A 19,165-nucleotide genomic window follows, 5' to 3' on the forward strand; every position below is an offset into this window, starting at 1 on the left:
TAGGTCTGACGTCTCCAGGTTATGCGGAGCCGGACCTTCGACCGCACGCGCCCGGATACGCCCGAGGGCCCGGCCCCGAGACGAACTCGGTGCCGGGCCCTTCGGACGGCGCCCTACAGGCGGTGTGTGCCCGAGGCCTACGCCTCGAACACCTCCCGAACCAGCTGCTCCTGCTCGGCCTGGTGCCGCTTCGCGGAACCCACCGCCGGAGACGAGCCGTGCGGGCGGGAGATCCGCCGCAGCCGCTCGCCGTGGGGGATGTCCGCGCCGACCGCCAGGTCCAGGTGGTCGATGAGGTTGAGGGCGATGAAGGGCCAGGCGCCCTGGTTCGCCGGTTCCTCCTGGGCCCAGAGGTACTTCTCGACGTTCGGGTACTTGGCGATCTCGGCCTGGAGCTCGGCACCCGGGATCGGGTACAGGCGCTCGATGCGGATGATCGCCGTGTCCGTGATGCCGCGCTTCCGACGCTCGGCGTCCAGGTCGTAGTAGACCTTGCCGGCCGTGAAGACGACCTTGCGGACCGCCGCCGGGTCCACCGACGCGTCGCCGATGACCGGGCGGAAGCCGCCCGTGGTGAACTCCTCCGCCTTCGACGCCGCCGCCTTCAGGCGCAGCATCGACTTCGGGGTGAAGACGACCAGCGGCTTGTGGTGCGGGTTGTGGACCTGCCAGCGCAGCAGGTGGAAGTAGTTCGACGGGAGGGTCGGCATGGCGACCGTCATGTTGTTCTGAGCGCAGAGCTGGAGGAAGCGCTCCGGGCGGGCGGACGAGTGGTCCGGGCCCTGGCCCTCGTAGCCGTGCGGGAGGAGCAGCGTCACACCGGACGTCTGGGCCCACTTCTGCTCCGCCGACGAGATGAACTCGTCCACCACCGTCTGGGCGCCGTTGACGAAGTCGCCGAACTGCGCCTCCCACAGGACGAGCGCCTCGGGCCGGGCCAGTGAATAGCCGTACTCGAAGCCCATGACCGCGTACTCGGAGAGCAGCGAGTCGTAGACGTTGTAGCGGGCCTGGTCCTCGGAGAGGTACTGGAGCGGGGTGTAGTCCTCGCCCGTGTTCTGGTCCACCAGGACCGCGTGGCGCTGGCCGAACGTGCCGCGGCGGGAGTCCTGGCCCGACAGACGGACCGGGGTGCCCTCCATCAGCAGCGAGCCGAAGGCCAGGGTCTCGCCCATGCCCCAGTCGATCGTGCCGTCCTCGATCATCGCCGCGCGCCGCTGCATCTGCGGCATGAGACGCGGGTGGACGGTGATGTGGTCCGGGATGTTGACCTGCGACTCGGCGATCCGCTTCACGACCTCCTGGGAGACCGCGGTGTCCACGTGGACCGGGAACTCCGCCTCGGGCTGCGGGACATGCACCTCGGCGGGGGTCTGGGCGGCCTCGCGGACCTCGGTGAACACCTTCTCCAGCTGGCCCTGGAAGTCCTGCAGCGCCTGCTCGGCCTCTTCCAGCGTGATGTCGCCGCGACCGATGAGGGACTCGGTGTAGAGCTTGCGCACCGAGCGCTTCTTGTCGATCAGGCTGTACATCTGCGGGTTCGTGAACGACGGGTTGTCGGTCTCGTTGTGACCCCGGCGGCGGTAGCAGATGAGGTCGATGACGACGTCCTTGTTGAACGCCTGCCGGAACTCGAAGGCCAGACGCGCGACCCGGACGACGGCCTCGGGGTCGTCACCGTTCACGTGGAAGATCGGCGCCTCGATCATCCGGGCCACGTCGGTGGAGTACATCGACGAGCGCGCGGACTCCGGCGGAGCCGTGAAGCCGACCTGGTTGTTGATGATGATGTGGACCGAGCCGCCGGTGCGGTAGCCGCGCAGCTGCGACATGTTCAGGGTCTCGGCCACGACGCCCTGGCCCGCGAAGGCCGCGTCGCCGTGCAGGGCGATCGGCAGGACCGTGAAGTCCGTGCCGCCCTTGCCGATGATGTCCTGCTTGGCGCGGGCGATGCCTTCCAGGATCGGGTCGACCGCCTCCAGGTGCGAGGGATTGGCAGCCAGCGAGACCTTGATCTGCTCGCCGTCCAGGCCCGTGAACGTGCCCTCGGCGCCCAGGTGGTACTTCACGTCACCGGAGCCGTGCATCGACTTCGGGTCGAGGTTGCCCTCGAACTCGCGGAAGATCTGCGCGTACGACTTGCCGACGATGTTCGCGAGCACGTTCAGCCGGCCGCGGTGGGCCATGCCGATGACGACCTCGTCCAGGCGGGACTCGGCGGCGCTGTCGATGACCGCGTCGAGGAGCGGGATGACGGACTCGCCGCCCTCCAGCGAGAAGCGCTTCTGGCCGACGTACTTCGTCTGCAGGAAGGTCTCGAAGGCCTCAGCCGCGTTCAGCCGGCGCAGGATGCGCAGCTGCTCCTCGCGCTCCGGCTTGGTGTGGCCGCGCTCCACGCGGTCCTGGATCCACTTGCGCTGCTTCGGGTCCTGGATGTGCATGAACTCGACGCCGGTGGTGCGACAGTACGAGTCGCGCAGGACGCCGAGGATGTCGCGCAGCTTCATCATCGACTTGCCGGCAAAGCCGCCGACCGCGAACTCGCGCTCCAGGTCCCACAGGGTGAGCCCGTGCTCGGTGATGTCCAGGTCGGGGTGCTTGCGCTGCTTGTACTCCAGCGGGTCGGTGTCGGCCATGACATGGCCGCGGACCCGGTAGGAGTGGATCAGCTCGAAGACGCGGGCGGCCTTCGTGACGTCGTCGTCGTGCGAGGCGTCGATGTCCTTGAGCCAGCGGACCGGCTCGTACGGGATGCGCAGGGCCTCGAAGATCTCGTCGTAGAAGCCGTTCTCACCGAGGAGAAGGTTCGCGACGATCCGGAGGAACTCGCCGGAGGCGGCGCCCTGGATGACCCGGTGGTCGTACGTCGACGTCAGGGTCATGACCTTGGAGATGCCGAGCTTGTTGAGCGTGTCCTGGGACGTGCCCTGGAACTCCGCCGGGTAGTCCATCGAGCCGACGCCCATGATGACCGACTGGCCGGGCATCAGGCGGGGCACGGAGTGGACGGTGCCGAGGCCGCCGGGGTTGGTCAGGGAGACCGTGACGCCGGAGAAGTCGTCCATCGTCAGCTTGCCGTCGCGGGCGCGGCGGACGATGTCCTCGTAGGCCTGCCAGAACTCGAAGAAGTTCAGCGTCTCGGCCTTCTTGATGCCGGCCACGACGAGCTGACGGTCGCCGTTCGGCTTCACCAGGTCGATCGCGAGGCCGAAGTTGACGTGCTCCGGCTTGACCAGGGTCGGCTTGCCGTCCTTCTCGGCGTAGTGGTAGTTCATCGACGGCATGGCCTTGAGGGCCTGCACCATCGCGTAGCCGATGAGGTGGGTGAAGGAGATCTTCCCGCCCCGGGCACGCTTGAGATGGTTGTTGATGACGATGCGGTTGTCGAAGAGCAGCTTCACCGGGACCGCGCGCACGGACGTGGCCGTGGGCAGCTCCAGGGAGGCGTTCATGTTCTTCGCCACGGCCGCGGCGGGGCCGCGCAGCGGTACGAACTCCGGGCCGCCCGGTGCCTCGGTCGCGGGCGCGGCCTTGGCGGGCGCAACCTTCGCGGCGGCAGGCTTGGCGGCGGCAGCGGGCTTGGCCGGAGCAGGAGCCGGAGCCGGTGCGGTGGCTGCGGGCTTCGGCGCCGCGGGGGCGGCCGGAGCCGGAGCGGCCTGGGCCTGACCATCGGAGGAGGCCGGGGCGGCGGGAGCCGGGGCGGGCGCGGCCTGAGCCGTCGTGGTGGTTCCTGCGGCCCCCGCGGCCGCAGTACGCGACGTGGCCGAGGCGGCGACGCCACCCGGCTTGTAGTCGGCGAAGAAGTCCCACCAGGCACGGTCTACCGAATTCGGGTCCTGGAGGTACTGCTGATAGATCTCGTCGACGAGCCACTCGTTCGGACCGAACGCGGCGGCGGGGTTCTTCCCCGCCTTCCCGGCTTGGTCGTCGGTGGAGATGCTCGAGTTACTGGGGGACTGTGGCGACACGGCGGCAACCGCCCTCTTCCGCTTCACAAGGTGATGGACAGCGGGAATCAAGGCTACGCCCCCATGGCCGATGGATGCAGGCCGGGCCGGTTGATCGTCGTGTAAGTCACATCGAAACGCGTGTTTCGACGCTGGAAATGGCGGGAAACAAGCGCGGTTACCCTACGGACGCCTCGCGGAATCCGTCGTTCTTGCGACTGCGGCTCGAACCTTAGGTCAACCTGCGAGCGGAGGGAGCCCCGGAAGAGTGACCTGGATTCGGCAGCCGCGCTGGGATTCGGCCACACCGATCCGTCCGCCGTGCAGATCGACGGCCCAGCGCGCGATCGCCAGCCCCAGGCCCGTACCGCCGTCGCTGCCCGGACCGTGCGCTGCGACGACTCCGCCCCGGTTGAAACGCTCGAAGACGCGGTGCCACTCCGACTGCGGAATCCCGGGGCCCTCGTCCAGCACCTCCAGATCGAGCGACTCCGGACGGTCTCCGCGCCGTGCTCGCACCGTCACACGGCCGTGCGGCGGGCTGTGCTTGACCGCGTTGTCGATGAGGTTGGCGACGACCTGGTGGATCCGCTCCGGATCGGCGTGCGCGGTCAGCTCGGGCGGCGACACGTCCAGGTGCAGATGCACGTCTGTACGCGTGTGCGTACCCGACCCTGAGGAGATGCCCCCGCGCGCGGAGACCACCATGTTGGCCTCCTTCAGTACGCCCGACAGGTACGGCCACACCTCGAAGCGGCGCTTGCGCAGCGGTACGACGCCGTTGTCCAGCCGGGACAGGTCGAGCAGCGTCTCCACCAGGCGCCCGAGGCGCTCGGTCTGCTTCAGGGCCGTACGCATCGTCTCCGGATCGGCAGCCGAGACGCCGTCCACGACGTTCTCCAGAACCGCGCGCAGGCCGGCGATCGGCGTACGCAGCTCGTGCGAGACGTTCGCGACCAGCTCCTTGCGCTGAAGGTCCTGGGCCTCCAGGTCGTCGGCCATGCGGTTGATCGTCTGGGCCAGGTCGCCCAGTTCGTCGCGGCGGTCGGCGCCCTTGACCCGGCTCGTGTAGTCGCCGTGCGAGATGTTCCGGGCCACCGTGTTCATCTCGTCCAGGGGAGCCGTCAGCGAGTGCGCCACGAACTGCGTGATCAGCAGCGTCGCGATCATCGAGAAGACCGTGATGAAGCGCAGCTCGGTCTCGGTGCGTACGGCGATCATCATCAGACCGGTGGTGATGAAGACCGAGACGACGACGAGCGTGCCGAGCTTCGTCTTGATGGAGAAGGGCCGCAGATCCCGGAGCGCTGCACCGAGAGGCCCGAAGAGCTTGCCGGCGACGAGCCCTTCCTTCGTGCGGAGCGCGGCTTCGGCCCGGTGGCGTGCTGCGTCGGACCGCCGGCGCAGGCTGTCGGACCGCCGGTGCAGGGTCTCGGAACGCCGCAACAGCACGTCGGACCACCACAGCAGGGCCTTCGACCACCACAGCAGGGCGGTCGCGAGGGGCCGTCCCGGGGCGGGGGGTCGTCCCTGCCCGGCGTACGGCTCTTCCGTGCCCTCCGCCTCGCTCACGGCGTCGGCGTCTCCAGGGCGTACCCCACACCGTGCACCGTACGGATCCGTTCGGCGCCGATCTTCCGGCGCAGGGCCTTGATGTGGCTGTCCACGGTCCGGGTGCCGGAGGCGTCCGCCCAGTCCCACACCTCGGCGAGCAGCTGCTCGCGCGAGAGCACCGCGCGCGGCGTGTTGGCCAGGCAGACCAGCAGATCGAACTCGGTGGGCGTCAGATGGACGTCGTCGCTGCGCACCCGCACCCGCCGCTGGGCGTGGTCGATCTCCAGCTCGCCCAGACGCAGGATGCCGGAGCGAGGAGTCGACGCGGCGACCACGGCGCGCTCCACGCGGCGCAGCAGCACGTGTACGCGCGCGGCCAGCTCGCGCATGGAGAAAGGCTTCGTCATGTAGTCGTCGGCGCCCACGCCGAGTCCGACGAGCATGTCCGTCTCGTCGTCGCGTGCCGTCAGCATCAGCACCGGCACCGGGCGCTGTGCCTGCACGCGGCGGCAGACCTCCAGGCCGTCGAAGCCCGGCAGCATGATGTCGAGGATCAGCAGATCGGGCTGCCAGGCCTCGGCCGTGTCGACGGCGGCCGGTCCGTCACCGGCGGTTTGCACGAGAAATCCCTCGGCCCGCAACCGGGCGGCGATGGCGTCCACGATCGTCGGATCGTCCTCGACCACCAGCACCCGGCGCTGTGCGCCCGGCGTGGCCGCCGTGCCGTTGTGCGAGGTGTGTGTCTGCTCCATCGCCCGCCCCTGAGGTGTGCTTTCCGGAATCATGGGGGTGATTCCATGACTGCGCTTGACGCTTGAATGATCTGCGTCAGGTCAGCAGAGTACGGGCAGTTACCACCGCTCGGCTATCCAGGCCTGACAGCGAGATGCACGACGTCCGGAACGCCCCGGGCAACCGGGATCTCTTCGGTACGCACCTGCCGGAACCCGGCATTCCCCAAACTTCCCTCGAAAACAGACGAGGGCTGAGCCGACCACACGGCGAGCACCCCACCTGGCCTCAACACCCTTGCGCACGCGGCGAGTCCGGCCGTCGTATAGAGGTTTTCGTTGCCGTCCGTGACGGTCCATCCGGGCCCGTTGTCGATGTCGAAGCACAGTGCGTCGTACGTGTCGGACGTCTCATTGACGTAAGCGACCAAATCGTCTTCGACAATCTCGGTACGCGGATCCGCGAGCGCCGTCGCCGAGATGTCCGACAGCGGCCCCTCCAGATGCCAGTCGATGACCGCCCGCTCCCGCTCGACCACCGCGATACGCCCCCATCGCGGATCGGCGGCCGCATGAGCCAGCGAGAACCCGACGCCGAGCCCGCCGATCAGCACGCTCGGCTCGCTGCGCCCGTCCAGGGCATCACGAGCGGCGTCGACGAGCAGCCGCTCCGAGCGCCCGTCCGATGTGTCCATCAGGAAGCACCCGTTGGCGATGATCTGCAGCAGTCCGCCGTGGCGACGCAGTACGACTTCGCCGTACGGGCCGTTGCGGCGGTCTATGACTACGGGGGCTTCCGGGTCTACGGGGGTGTCGTACCGGGTGGTCATGGGGCCATCTTGGCAAGTCGCTCCGGCGAGGGGCAGCCGAATTGGCGGGGGACGTGCCGTCGGTCCTGCGAGGGCGGCGTTGGCCGGGCGGGCTGCATTGGAAGACCCGAGCCCTCGTCCGGGCGGCGGCGGGACGCGCCGCTCATCCGGGTCGACGACGAGCTGACCGACCTCGATCGCGCCTGGGTGTCAACGCACCACCCAGGGCAAGCACTTCTCCACCGTGTCGATTCCACGATCGGCCTCGTTGATACGGACTTTGCCGTACTCGATGACTGGCTGCGCGAAGCGTGTCGTTCGAAGAAGCGCCCCGTGTCGACGACGACTCCACAGGACGCGACCGACGGGTGACACGAGGTGTTCCGTTGTGACTGAGCACGCCAGTTGGCCGCAGGGCAGCGATGCAGCGGCGCCCGCGCTCGAATCCCTGCGGCAGGTCTGTTCAGTCCGTCACTGGCCAGTTGAGTTCGGTGCGCAGGTCACGCGGGTCCATGTCCGGAGAGGGCTTCGTGACGTACGTCTCCCACCTGTCCTCTCCGGCGGACAGCCCTCGCTCCCGCATCCAGGAGCCCAGCCGGTCCCAGGAGGACCCGAGACCGTCGAACGACCCGAAGTGCGTCAGCCGCGCGACCGGGCCTCCGGGAAGCGAACCGACCACGACCCCGGCCTCCGGCCGCACCGCCCGATCCGTAACGAACCCGACCTCAAGATCCAAAGTCTCCTCCGGTGACCCGTGGTAAAGGCCGAAGGCCGGACTCAGTACGGTGATCCGCTGCGCCCCGATGGTCCGGGCCAGGGCACCGAAGGACGCATCGAAGAAGTCCCGCAGGTCAGCCATCGGAACGACGCCGCGGACAACCGCTGTCGTCGTCGGGTCGAGATTCACCAGTTCCGGCTCCGAGGCACTGGCCTCGCCATCAGATCCACGACTGCTCATGCCGCTCCCATCCACGTTCCCGGGCTAATTCAGGACGTGTAGACCTGACGTACGCCGAGAACTCATCGCCCTGCCCTCAACGGCGAGCCTCAGCCAAGCTCCCGCGGCCCGTAGACGGCGTGGTCGGCGCCGGCGGCAAGCGCCCAGTAGCGATCGCCGTATGACCAATGCCACCACTCGGTCGGGTAGTTGACGAGGCCCACCGAGGTCAGGGCATCAACGAGAAGCTGTCGGTTGGCGCGTGCTTCCGGGCTGATGTTGGGGGCGGCGGTGTAGCAGGCGCCGTCACTCTCCTCCGGGTTGGCGTTCACCCGTGTTCCCATGTCGAGTTCCTCGCCGTCGGCGGCGATGAGGGTGAGGTCGACGGCGGCGCCGGCGCTGTGCGGGGCGATGTCCGGTGGAGACACGTATCGGCTTGCGGCGGTACGGAGTTGTTCCGGAGTCCAGTCGGGGTTGTTGATCCGAAGCTCGTTGGCGTACCCCTCGAAGTACGAACGCTGCAGGGCGGGCGGCCGGTATCCCTCGACGAACAGCAGACGGATGCCGTCCGGCAGCAGATTTCGTGCGTCGAGGAGCCGGGTCAGTACCCCTTCCCGCAGGTGAGCGAAAGCCCCTGAGTCATCGTTTCTGCGAGCGTCGACGGGAAACGGCTCGTTGAGCCGGACATCGACGAGCCGTTCACCGCAGTCCACCACGGGTATGGCTGCGATCTTCGGATCTGACATCAAAACGATCTCGGTCATGAACCGATCATGGCGCGCGCGACTCCTGGCGTCAGCCCCCTCCTCCTGACGGCAACGCACCCTCACGTGCCCTCCAGGCGCATCCGGCACAGCCGTCCGCGGCGGCCTGTGATCGCTGACAGCGAACGGCCGCCAAGGAGGGGAACATTCGGCAGCCTCCACGCATTGAGCCTGCATAACTCAACTTGACTGCCATAGGGGAGACCATGACTTCGACGTCCACACCGCTCACCCTGCCCGTGCTGCCGCTCGACGACGAGGTCGTGCTGCCCGGGATGGTGGTGCCCCTGGACCTGAACGATGCCGATGTACGAGCCGCGGTGGAGGCCGCGCAGGCCGCCGCGCGTTCCAGTGGGAGCAGCAAGCCGAAGGTGCTGCTTGTTCCACGGATCGACGGGACGTACGCGAGTACGGGTGTGCTCGGGACCGTCGAGCAGGTCGGCCGGCTGGCCGACGGTGACCCGGGTGCGCTGATCCGCGGGCGTGGGCGGGTGAAGATCGGGGCCGGGACCACCGGGCCCGGTGCGGCGCTGTGGGTCGAGGGGACCCGGGTGGACGAGAGCGTGCCCGACCCGCTGCCGGGTCAGGTCGCCGACCTCGTCAAGGAGTACAAGGCCCTCGCCACCAGCTGGCTGCGCAAGCGCGCTGCCTGGCAGGTGGTCGACCGGGTGCAGGCGATCGACGACGTGTCCGCCCTGGCCGACAACTCCGGGTACTCGCCCTTCCTGACCACCGCGCAGAAGGTCGAGCTGCTCGAGACCGCCGACCCCGTCGCCCGGCTGAAGCTCGCCACCGAGCAGCTCCGCGAGCACCTCGCCGAGCAGGACGTCGCCGAGTCCATCGCCAAGGACGTACAGGAAGGCGTCGACAAGCAGCAGCGCGAGTTCCTGCTGCGGCGGCAACTCGAGGCCGTACGCAAGGAATTGCGCGAGCTGAACGGCGAGCAGGACGGCGAGGAGTCCGACGACTACCGGTCCCGAGTCGAGGCCGCCGACCTTCCCGAGAAGGTCCGCGAGGCCGCCCTCAAGGAGGTCGACAAGCTGGAGCGGTCGAGCGACCAGTCGCCGGAAGGGTCGTGGATCCGGACCTGGCTCGACACGGTGCTCGAACTCCCCTGGAGCGAGCGCACGGAGGACTCGTACGACATCCAGGGCGCCCAGGCGATCCTCGACGCCGAGCACGCCGGGCTGGAAGACGTGAAGGAGCGCATCACCGAGTACCTGGCCGTGCGCAAGCGGCGCCTGGAGCGAGGGCTGGGAGTCGTCGGCGGGCGCCGTGGCGGCGCCGTGCTCGCGCTCGTCGGGCCGCCCGGTGTCGGCAAGACCAGCCTCGGCGAGTCCGTCGCGCACGCGATGGGGCGCAAGTTCGTACGGGTCGCCCTCGGCGGCGTACGCGACGAGGCCGAGATCCGCGGTCACCGGCGTACGTATGTGGGCGCGCTGCCCGGTCGTATCGTCCGCGCCATCAAGGAAGCCGGGTCCATGAACCCGGTCGTGCTCCTGGACGAGATCGACAAGGTCGGCTCCGACTTCCGCGGCGACCCCGCCGCCGCCCTGCTCGAAGTACTCGACCCCGCCCAGAACCACACCTTCCGCGACCACTATCTGGAAGTCGAACTCGACCTGAGCGACGTGGTGTTCCTGGCCACGGCCAACGTCCTGGAAGCCATTCCGGAGGCGCTGCTCGACCGCATGGAGCTCGTACGGCTCGACGGCTACACCGAGGACGAGAAGGTCGTCATCGCCCGGGACCACCTGCTGCCACGGCAGTTGGAGCGGGCCGGTCTCGAGAAGGCCGAAGTCACCCTCGACGAGAGCGCGTTGCGCAAGCTCGCCGGTGAGTACACGCGGGAAGCGGGTGTGCGGAACCTGGAGCGGGCCATCGCACGGCTGCTCCGCAAGGTCGCCGCACAGCACGAACTCGGCGAGCGGAAGCTGCCGTTCACGGTCGGCGAGGGCGATCTTCGCGGGCTGATCGGCCGGCCGCACCATGTGCCCGAGTCCGCCCAGGACCCGGCCGAGCGCCGCACGGCCGTCCCCGGTGTCGCCACCGGGCTCGCGGTCACCGGCGCGGGCGGCGACGTGCTCTACGTGGAGGCGTCGCTGGCCGATCCGGAGACGGGAGCCTCCGGTCTGACCCTCACGGGCCAGCTCGGCGACGTGATGAAGGAGTCCGCACAGATCGCGCTCTCCTTCCTCCGCTCGCGCGGCGCCGAACTCGAGCTGCCCGTGGGCGACTTGAAGGACCGGGGCGTGCACATCCACTTCCCGGCGGGCGCGGTCCCCAAGGACGGACCGAGCGCGGGCGTCACGATGACGACGGCTCTCGCTTCGTTGCTCAGCGGGCGGCTCGTCCGTACGGATGTGGCGATGACCGGTGAAGTCTCGCTGACCGGGCGGGTGTTGCCCATCGGTGGCGTCAAGCAGAAGCTGCTGGCCGCGCATCGGGCCGGTGTCAGCACCGTCATCATCCCCAAGCGGAACGAGGCCGACCTGGACGACGTGCCCGCCGAGGTTCTGTCGAAGCTCGACGTTCACGCCGTCACGGACGTTCGGCAGGTGCTGGAGCTGGCGTTGTCGCCGGCTACGAACGCGGCGGCTCCGGAGGTTCCGGTGGCGGCGTGACGGACGCCATCGGGAATTGAAGACCCGGTCCCCTCGCGGGGGGCCGGGTCTTCGCCATACGGCCGGGTGAGGTGCCGGGTCGGTTTGTGTTCGTTGCCGGGTGCGGGTTCGTTGTGGCTGGTCGCGCCCACGCGGCGGAGCCGCAAATTTACACAGGCCCCGCGCCCTGCAAAGACGGCGCCTCCCCGCGCCCTGGCCCACACCCCGGAAATACCTCCGGAGCTGCGGGAATGACTAAGCTTCGGCAAAACTTTCAGGATCGCGAAGCTGAGTCAGGGGCCGATGTGGGCGAGGGCGGAAACGGTGAGGGACAGCCGTTGCGGTCGGGGCAGGGTGTGGATCAGGAATTCCTCGCCCTGGAGCGGGAGTTGACCGTTCTTCTGCGGCGCGCGCGGGCCTCCTCCGGGGAGATGGCCCGGGAGGTTCACCCCGATCTGGAGTCCGCCGCGTACGGACTGCTCGTACGCCTGGATGAGCGCGGCGGTCAGCGTGCCACCGAGCTCGCCGCCTACATCGGCGTCGGCAAGGCCACCATGTCCCGGCAGCTGAGGGCCCTCGAAGAACTGGGGCTCATCGCCCGCGAGCCCGACCCCGCCGACGGGCGTGCCTGGCTCGTCCACCTCACGGAGGAGGGCCGGGCCCGGTTCCGTACGGTGCGGGATGCGCGGCGGGCGCGTTACGTGCGCCAGCTCGCGAACTGGGACCGCAAGGAAGTTGCCGAACTGGCCCGGCTGCTTCATCAGTTGAACCGGCGGAGCGAGGGCTGAGCTCTGGGGGGTGCGGGCGTAAAGGACGCCGTCACAACTCCACATAGACCACCGTCGCATCATCATGCCTCTTGCTCCGCCCCAAGAACTCCCGCCCTGTATCCCCCCGTTCCAGCCCCCGCACCCGCTCGACCAGCGCCTGAGCCCCCTCCTTCCGCACCAGCGTGACGAGTTCCGCCCAGTCGCCCTGGTGGAACTTGTCCACCCACCGCGTGGCGCCGTCCGTCAGGGCGGTGAGCGTGCGGACCTCGGTGCGCGGGAGCGTGCCGGTCACCGCGCGGGCCGCCACCGACGGGTCTGCGGCGGCTGTGAAGAAGCCGCCCTCCTTGTTGCGGATCGTCGCGTCGGTGATCGCGTGGGTGGCCAGGGAGGCGCGAGGGACGCGGGAGAGGCGGTCGTCGAGGAGGGGGATGACCGTGCCGGAGGGGGACTCGGCCAGGAGGGCGGAGTCGGAGAGGACCAGGTACTCGACCTCGTGTGCGGACCAGCGGGCGAGGACCACGGTTGCCTGTGGGGTCCGTGGGTGAGAAAGGTCACAAGTGGTGCGATGGGCGTCCGCGGTTCGTGAGATGGCCTGGCCCAGTACCTCGGTGAGGGTCAGATCTCGGCGTGAAGCGGACAGTTCACCCAGTGCTCCGCCGAGCCGCGCCGTGAACCAGGGGACCGAATGTCGACAGCCCACTTCCGTCGCCGGTGGAGTGACTCCGTCAAGCACGACAAGCGAACCGCCCTGACCGAAGGCTGGGAGTCCGGCCGCTGCGTAGTCCTCGTTCGGGCGGGCAGAATGACCGGGGACCGAGATCAGTTCCGTGCGCATTCGGCCAGTCTGCACGAGCTCTTCACAAGCTTCCTCAAAGGCTGGCAATCGTCGCCGAATTGGCGCGAAGTGGCAGGTCACCCGCCTGAAATGCGGCGGAATAAGCGGCTCCGCCGGAGCACGGCGGCGCATCTTGCCACCGGATCCCGCGGGAGTCCAACAGGCCCACCGCGCAAGGTGGCTGCACTGGCCAGAGGAACTTGCTCACCTCTGCCCCACCGATGTTCACTCCTTTGGGTGGCGGGTCAGGCGATGCGCGGCCACTGCCCACCGGCACTGGGAGGGTCGGGAGCCGTAACGGTGGCGACGCGTTTGATGGCGAATCGTCACCCGGGCCCATGGGTACACGAGTCAAGAATGCGAGCATCGGTGCAGAAGATGCGGCCTCGGCGCAAAGGCAATCAGACGGCCTCGAACGAGGCCTCCGGGCGCATGCCGAGCTCACAGAACTCCCCGGCAGGACAGCCGAGCTACCCGGACCCCGCCGGAAAGAGCCGCCCCGCCCACGTACGCACCCGGCTGATCGTCGCCGTCGCCGTCGTGGCCGTCGCGATCGCCGGAGCCGGCGCCCCCTCCGTCGTCGCCGCCTCGAGCGACCTGAACGACTCCCAGAAGCTGGTCACGCTCGCCGACCAGACCAAGGACGCGCTGACCCTCGCCCACGCGCTCGCCGACGAACGCGACGAGGTCACCTCCTACATCGCGGCCGGCCGTCCCGACGGCGAAGGCCCCTCCGAGCGGCACAGTGCCCGCGTCGACCGGCAGGTCGACGAGCTGAGCACAGAGGAGGCGCCCGCCGAGCTGCGCAAGGACCTCGACGAGATCTCTTCCGTACGCCGAGCAGCGCTCACCGGCAAGAGCACCGCTCTCGAAGCGCATCAGGCGTACTCCGCCGCCATAGCCGAACTCCACGGTCTCGCCGAGGACCTGGCCGAGCGGCTGCCGCCCCGCGCGGGCGCCGGCGCGCACGCACTCGCCGACCTCGACACCGCCGTCCAGCAGGCCGCCGCCACCCGCGGACTGCTCCTCGCCGCGCTGAACGTGCCCACCAGGACCGAGACCGTCACCGACCCGGTCACCGGCGCGACCAGCAGGGAGACCACGACTTCCGCGGCCGACACCAGGACGCGCAACGCCCTCAGTGCCGCCGCCCAGCAGGCGAACGTCCGAGAGCAGGCCGCGCTCGCCGACTTCCACGACGCCGCGCCCACCACCGACAGCGCGTCGTACTACTCCACGGTGACCGGCCCCGACGTCACCTCCGCCGAGAGGTACCTAGCGACCCTCGTCGACCGGGCGACCCTCTCCGAGTCCGAACTCGGCACCAACACCGAGAAACTGGACGCCGCGCTCTCCGCCCGCGTCGAGCAGATGCGTGGCATCGAGGCGTCCCTCAACAGCCAACGGGCCAAGGATCTCGCCCAGTTGCGCGACGACGACGTCACCGCGCTGGAGATCCGTATCGCACTCCTCGGCTTCTTGATGCTGGTCGCCGTCGGCGTATCCACGGCCATGGCCCGTACGCTGACCCGCCCGCTGGCCGTGCTCCGCCTCGGTTCGGCCCGGCTGGCCGCCGACCCGGCCGCCCAGGAGCCGGTGAAGTTCACCGGCCGCAACGACGAGTTCGCCCAGGTCGTACGCTCCGTCAACGCGCTGCACGCGCACGCCGCCGCGCTCCACGAGCGGCTGACGAGCCTGGAGAAAGACCGCAAGCACCTCATCGGCCAACGCCAGCTCATGGCCGACGAGCGCGACAAGCTGCGCAGTGAACTCTCCGAGGCCGCCGCCCACCTGGCGCAGGTACGGCAGAGCATCCACGGCACCTTCGTCAACCTCTCGCTGCGCACCCTCGGTCTCGTCGAGCGGCAGCTCTCCGTCATCGAGCAGCTCGAGGAACGCGAGCAGGACCCCGAGCGGCTCGGCACGCTGTTCCGCCTCGACCACTTCGCCACCGTCATGCGCCGCCACAGCGAGAACCTGCTGGTCCTCGCCGGCGCCGAACACGGCCACCAGCACCCCGAGCCGGTCCCGCTCATCGATGTCGTACGCGCCGCCGTCAGCGAGATCGAGCGCTACGAGCGGGTACGGATCGCCGCGCTGCCGCCGCACGCGCACCTCGCCGGGTTCGCGGCGGACGACATCAGCCACCTGATGGCCGAACTCATGGAGAACGCCACGTCGTTCTCGCCGCCCGACATCCCCGTCGAGGTCTCCGGCTGGCTCCTGGAAAGCGGCGAGGTCATGCTCTCCGTACAGGACGAGGGCATCGGCATGACAACCGACCGGCTCGACCAACTCAACGCCCGGCTCTCGGACTTCGACCCCGAGGATTCGTACGACCAGGAGAGCGGCGAGGGTCTCGGGCTCGGCCTGTACGTGGTGGCGCGGCTCGCGCACCGGCACGGCGTACGGGTACGGCTGCGCGAGCAGAAGCAGGGCGGCATCGCGGCGGTCGTGGTCCTGCCCAAGTCGCTGCTCGCCGCCGCACCCGCCGTGACGGTCCCCTCGTCGACCCACCCTGCACTCGGCAGCGCCGGCCAACTGTCGTTCCCCGGCGCCGACTCCGAGGTCAACTCCAATGTGCTGCCCGGCCGTCCGAGCCGGGACCCGCTGATCGCGGCGGCGGAAGAGGCGGTACGGGAGGACACCGGCGCCGATACCGATACCGACACCGGTGCCGAGGAAGTCGTACGGGACGAAGCGGCGTCCTCCGCGCCCGCCGCACCGGAAGCCGAGCCCGCGCCCGCGGAATCCGCTCAGCCCGCCGAGGCCCCAGAGCCCGCTGAGCCCACGGAGCCACCCGAGCCGTCCGGGCCCGAGACCACCATGGCGCTCATCGCCATCCCCGCTCAGGCCGGCGACCCCGACCCGTACGCCATCGGCCCCGACTCCCACGAGCGGGCCCACGACGACCGTTTCGCAGACGATCGGGCCGCAGAGGATCGGGTTGCAGACGAGCAGGTCGCGGACGAGCAGGTCGCAGACGAACCCGAGCGGGTCACCGACAAGGGCCTGCCCAAGCGGAGGCCCAAGATCAACGCGCCCGCACCGGCCGCCAGGCCGCGCGCGGCGTCCGTGGACGCCGAGGCGCTGCGTCGCAGGCTGGGCGGGTTCCACCGGGGCGCGATCGAGGGCCGCCGCGACGTCGAGGCGGAACTGGCCGAGCAGACGGCGCCCACAGCGGAACGCGCAACAGAACCCGCAGCGCAGCCCGCAGGGGAACGCGCAGCAGAAGTCGTGGAAACCGAGGGGGACACAGTCCAGGGGGACACAGTCGAGGAGGCAAGCAGTTGACAGCGCCGAGTACCTTCGGACTGAGCAATGAGGCCCGCAATCTGCACTGGCTGCTGACGAACCTCGTCGAGGAGGTGCCGGGCATCCTGTCGGTCGCGGTGGTCTCCTCCGACGGTCTGCTGCTGCTCTCCTCCGACGCCGGGAGGAACGCGGAGGCCGTCGAGGTGGCGGGCACCACCAGGCCCACCGGCCCCAGGGGCTCCTCCGCCGACCTCGCCACCGTCGTCTCCGGCATCGGCAGTCTCACCATCGGCGCCGCCAGACTGATGGACTCCGGTGGCGTCAAGCAGACCATGGTCGCGATGGAAGAGGGCAGCCTCTTCGTCATGTCGATCAGCGACGGCTCGCTGCTCGGCGTGCACGGTGCGCCGGACTGCGACATGAGCGTCGTCGCGTACCACATGGCGCTCTTCGTGGGCCGCGCCGGGCACGTCCTGACCCCCGAACTCCGCAGCGAGCTGCGCCAGTCGATAGAGGACGCGTCGATAGGGAGCACCCAGTGAGCAGCCAGGCGCCCAGGCTTCCCGTACGCGGCAGCGACCGCAAACCCGCCCGCGTACGCCCGTACTCGCTCACCGGCGGCCGTACGCGCTTCGGCCACGTACTGCTCGTCGAGACCTTCGTGGCGAGCACCGCCGCGCTCGAAGCCCCCGAGGAACGGCGGGAGCTGATGAACGGCTCGCTGGGCACCCGCGTGATGCCCGAAATGCGGGCCATCGTCGAACTCTGCCGCCGGATGCGCACGGTGGCCGAGATCGCCGCGCTGCTGAAGATGCCCCTCGGTGTGGTTCGCGTACTCATCAGCGATCTGGCGGACCAGGGAAAGATCCGCGTGTACGGAACCGGTCACGGCACCGGACAGCCGGACCGCGCACTGCTCGAAAGGGTGCTGAATGGACTCCGCCGTCTCTGAAGTCGCCGCAGGCCCCGTCGCCGTCCCGGACGCGGACGAGAACCTTCAGGCCTGGCAGACGGACCCGACGCGCGCCCCGATCGCCACGAAGATCGTGGTGGCGGGCGGCTTCGGTGTCGGTAAGACCACGCTCGTCGGCGCCGTCTCCGAGATCACGCCCCTTGAGACCGAGGCGCTGATGACGGAGGCGAGCGAGGACACCGACGACCTCACCGCGACGCCCGAGAAGCTGACGACGACCGTGGCCATGGACTTCGGCCGCATCACGCTCGACGACGACCTGGTGCTCTACCTCTTCGGCACACCGGGCCAGCAGCGGTTCTGGTTCATGTGGGACGACCTCGTCCGCGGGGCGATCGGCGCGGTCGTCCTCGCCGACACCCGCCGCCTCAAGGACTGCTTCCCCGCGCTTGACTACTTCGAGAGCTGCGGACTGCCGTACGTCGTCGCCGTCAACCACTTCGACGGCACCGAGCGGTACGAACCCGAAGATGTGCGCGAGGCCCTCACCGTGCCCGCACACATACCTGTCATGATCATGGACGCGCGCCGCCGGATCTCGGCGATCGAGACCCTGCTGGCCCTCGTCGGCCACGCGCTCGCCGTCAGCCCCGAGTAGTTGCAGGTAGGAGACAGGACCCGCATGCGGAAGATACTCGTCGTCGGAGCCGGTCAGTCCGGACTCCAGCTCGCCCTCGGACTCCAGTCGCAAGGGTACGAGGTCACCCTGATGTCCAACCGGACGGCGGACGAGATCCGTGCCGGCCGCGTCATGTCCACGCAGTGCATGTTCCACACGGCCCTGCAGCACGAGCGCGATCTCCAGCTGAACTTCTGGGAGTCCCAGGCCCCGAAGATCGAAGGACTCGGCGTCTCGGTCGCCGCCCCCGGCTCGCACGACCCGGGCCCCACCCAGCGGGCGATCGACTGGGTGGGCAGGCTCGACGGGTACGCGCAGTCCGTGGACCAGCGCCTGAAGATGGCCGGCTGGATGGAGACGTTCGCACAGCGCGGCGGCCAGCTCGTCATCCACGGCGCGGCCGTGTCCGACCTCGACTACTTCTCCCGTACGTACGACCTGGTGCTGGTCTCGGCGGGCAAGGGCGAGCTGGTCTCCATGTTCGGCCGGGACGCCGCCCGCTCCCCGTACACCGAGCCGCAGCGCGCGCTGGCCGTCGCGTACGTGCACGGCCTGGGCCCGCGTCCGGAGCACCCGGACATGGAGGCGGTCCGCTGCAACCTGGTCCCCGGCGTCGGCGAACTCTTCGTCATGCCCTGCCTCACCAACTCCGGCCGCGCCGACATCCTCTTCTGGGAGGGCATACCCGGCGGCCCGCTCGACGTCTTCCAGGGCGTCAAGGACCCCGCCGAACACCTCTCCCTGACCCTGGAACTCATGGAGAAGTTCACGCCCTGGGAGTACGCGCGGGCCACCAAGGTCGAGCTGACCGACGCAGGCGGCACGCTGTCCGGCCGTTACGCCCCCACCGTCCGCAACCCCGTGGGCCGCCTCCCCGGCGGCGGACTGGTCCTGGGCGTCGCGGACGTGGTCGTGGCGAACGACCCGATCACCGGCCAAGGCTCCAACTCCGCCTCGAAATGCGCCGCTTCGTACCTGGACTCGATCCTCTCGCACGGTGATCAGCCCTTCGACGAGGCCTGGATGCGGGCCACCTTCGAGCGCTACTGGGACACCGCCCAGTACGTCACCAAGTGGACCAACGCGATGCTCGGCCCACCGCCGGAGCACATCCTGAACCTGATCGGCGCCGCGGGCCAGCTCCCGCCGGTCGCCGACCGCTTCGCCAACGGCTTCAACGACCCGGCCGACTACGAGAACTTCTTCTATGAGCCGGAGAAGACCGAGGCGTACCTGGCATCGGTGGCGGGCGCCTGACGCCCGCCTGACCAGCGGTCCGGCCGTCGTTGTCTGTCGTTGTTGGTCGTCCTTGGTTCGCCCTCGGACGGCCCACAGACGGCCCGGCTGGCGTCCGCAGCGTCCGCCGGA

The 19,165-nt window shown here is 69.3% G+C and carries 14 protein-coding genes and 1 pseudogene; 8 read left to right on the top strand and 7 right to left on the bottom strand.

Annotation, left to right across the window (positions count from 1 at the left end; genetic code table 11):
* Window positions 1-137: 137 nt before the first annotated feature.
* From ACGFNK_RS10470 to ACGFNK_RS10485, 4 genes are all read right to left on the bottom strand, one after another.
* Window positions 138-3,968 carry a multifunctional oxoglutarate decarboxylase/oxoglutarate dehydrogenase thiamine pyrophosphate-binding subunit/dihydrolipoyllysine-residue succinyltransferase subunit gene (locus ACGFNK_RS10470; protein ID WP_393413944.1) on the bottom strand — a complete coding sequence of 1,277 codons (3,831 nt, stop codon included), beginning with the start codon at window positions 3,966-3,968 and terminating at the stop codon, window positions 138-140.
* A 216-nt stretch (window positions 3,969-4,184) separates the two neighbouring features.
* Window positions 4,185-5,243, bottom strand: a complete 1,059-nt coding sequence (locus ACGFNK_RS10475) for an ATP-binding protein (protein ID WP_393414410.1) — start codon at window positions 5,241-5,243, stop codon at window positions 4,185-4,187.
* A gap of 272 nt (window positions 5,244-5,515) precedes the next feature.
* The gene (locus ACGFNK_RS10480) at window positions 5,516-6,253 is read right to left on the bottom strand and encodes a response regulator transcription factor (protein WP_392874475.1); all 738 of its coding nucleotides are present in this window, start codon (window positions 6,251-6,253) and stop codon (window positions 5,516-5,518) included.
* A gap of 113 nt (window positions 6,254-6,366) precedes the next feature.
* Entirely contained in the window at window positions 6,367-7,062 is a 696-nt protein-coding gene (locus ACGFNK_RS10485) for a spermidine synthase (protein ID WP_393413949.1), read from the bottom strand.
* An 83-nt stretch (window positions 7,063-7,145) separates the two neighbouring features.
* Between ACGFNK_RS10485 and ACGFNK_RS10490 the strand changes: the two are divergent.
* A pseudogene (locus ACGFNK_RS10490) lies at window positions 7,146-7,413 on the top strand (hypothetical protein); the annotation flags it as partial.
* 91 nt (window positions 7,414-7,504) lie between these two features.
* On the opposite strand, the gene ACGFNK_RS10495 reads toward ACGFNK_RS10490, so the two are convergent.
* Both ACGFNK_RS10495 and ACGFNK_RS10500 read right to left on the bottom strand, forming a co-directional pair.
* Window positions 7,505-7,999 carry a GyrI-like domain-containing protein gene (locus tag ACGFNK_RS10495; RefSeq protein ID WP_393413952.1) on the bottom strand — a complete coding sequence of 165 codons (495 nt, stop codon included), beginning with the start codon at window positions 7,997-7,999 and terminating at the stop codon, window positions 7,505-7,507.
* 89 nt (window positions 8,000-8,088) lie between these two features.
* Window positions 8,089-8,742, bottom strand: coding sequence for a M15 family metallopeptidase (locus ACGFNK_RS10500; protein ID WP_393413955.1), 654 nt, complete (start codon window positions 8,740-8,742; stop codon window positions 8,089-8,091).
* A 206-nt stretch (window positions 8,743-8,948) separates the two neighbouring features.
* Between ACGFNK_RS10500 and lon the strand changes: the two genes are divergently transcribed.
* The gene (gene lon / locus ACGFNK_RS10505) at window positions 8,949-11,366 is read left to right on the top strand and encodes an endopeptidase La (protein ID WP_393413958.1); all 2,418 of its coding nucleotides are present in this window, start codon (window positions 8,949-8,951) and stop codon (window positions 11,364-11,366) included.
* A 230-nt stretch (window positions 11,367-11,596) separates the two neighbouring features.
* Complete coding sequence (locus ACGFNK_RS10510; RefSeq protein ID WP_393413961.1) at window positions 11,597-12,133, top strand: MarR family winged helix-turn-helix transcriptional regulator; 537 nt, start codon at window positions 11,597-11,599, stop codon at window positions 12,131-12,133.
* A gap of 31 nt (window positions 12,134-12,164) precedes the next feature.
* Here the strand turns inward: ACGFNK_RS10510 and ACGFNK_RS10515 are convergent, their stop codons facing one another.
* Window positions 12,165-12,950 (bottom strand): protein phosphatase 2C domain-containing protein, encoded by a 786-nt coding sequence (locus ACGFNK_RS10515; RefSeq protein WP_393413964.1) that lies wholly within the window; start codon window positions 12,948-12,950, stop codon window positions 12,165-12,167.
* A 357-nt stretch (window positions 12,951-13,307) separates the two neighbouring features.
* Between ACGFNK_RS10515 and ACGFNK_RS10520 the strand changes: the two genes are divergently transcribed.
* From ACGFNK_RS10520 to ACGFNK_RS10540, 5 genes are read left to right on the top strand one after another with little or no spacing between them, the layout of a single operon-like run.
* A complete protein-coding gene (locus ACGFNK_RS10520; RefSeq protein ID WP_393413967.1) occupies window positions 13,308-16,244 on the top strand; it encodes a nitrate- and nitrite sensing domain-containing protein in 2,937 nt (978 codons plus the stop codon).
* The gene (locus ACGFNK_RS10525; protein WP_393413970.1) at window positions 16,241-16,747 is read left to right on the top strand and encodes a roadblock/LC7 domain-containing protein; all 507 of its coding nucleotides are present in this window, start codon (window positions 16,241-16,243) and stop codon (window positions 16,745-16,747) included. Before ACGFNK_RS10520 ends, ACGFNK_RS10525 begins: the two co-directional genes overlap by 4 nt.
* The gene (locus ACGFNK_RS10530; protein WP_386339007.1) at window positions 16,744-17,157 is read left to right on the top strand and encodes a DUF742 domain-containing protein; all 414 of its coding nucleotides are present in this window, start codon (window positions 16,744-16,746) and stop codon (window positions 17,155-17,157) included. Before ACGFNK_RS10525 ends, ACGFNK_RS10530 begins: the two co-directional genes overlap by 4 nt.
* The gene (locus ACGFNK_RS10535; protein WP_393413973.1) at window positions 17,138-17,776 is read left to right on the top strand and encodes an ATP/GTP-binding protein; all 639 of its coding nucleotides are present in this window, start codon (window positions 17,138-17,140) and stop codon (window positions 17,774-17,776) included. The genes ACGFNK_RS10530 and ACGFNK_RS10535 overlap by 20 nt, the downstream gene beginning before the upstream one ends.
* A gap of 24 nt (window positions 17,777-17,800) precedes the next feature.
* On the top strand, window positions 17,801-19,054 hold the full coding sequence (locus ACGFNK_RS10540; protein WP_393413976.1) for a styrene monooxygenase/indole monooxygenase family protein: 1,254 nt from the start codon (window positions 17,801-17,803) through the stop codon (window positions 19,052-19,054).
* The last annotated feature ends 111 nt before the right edge of the window (window positions 19,055-19,165 follow it).

The organism is Streptomyces sp. NPDC048825 (assembly GCF_043198355.1).
Taxonomy (GTDB): domain Bacteria; phylum Actinomycetota; class Actinomycetes; order Streptomycetales; family Streptomycetaceae; genus Streptomyces; species Streptomyces xiangluensis.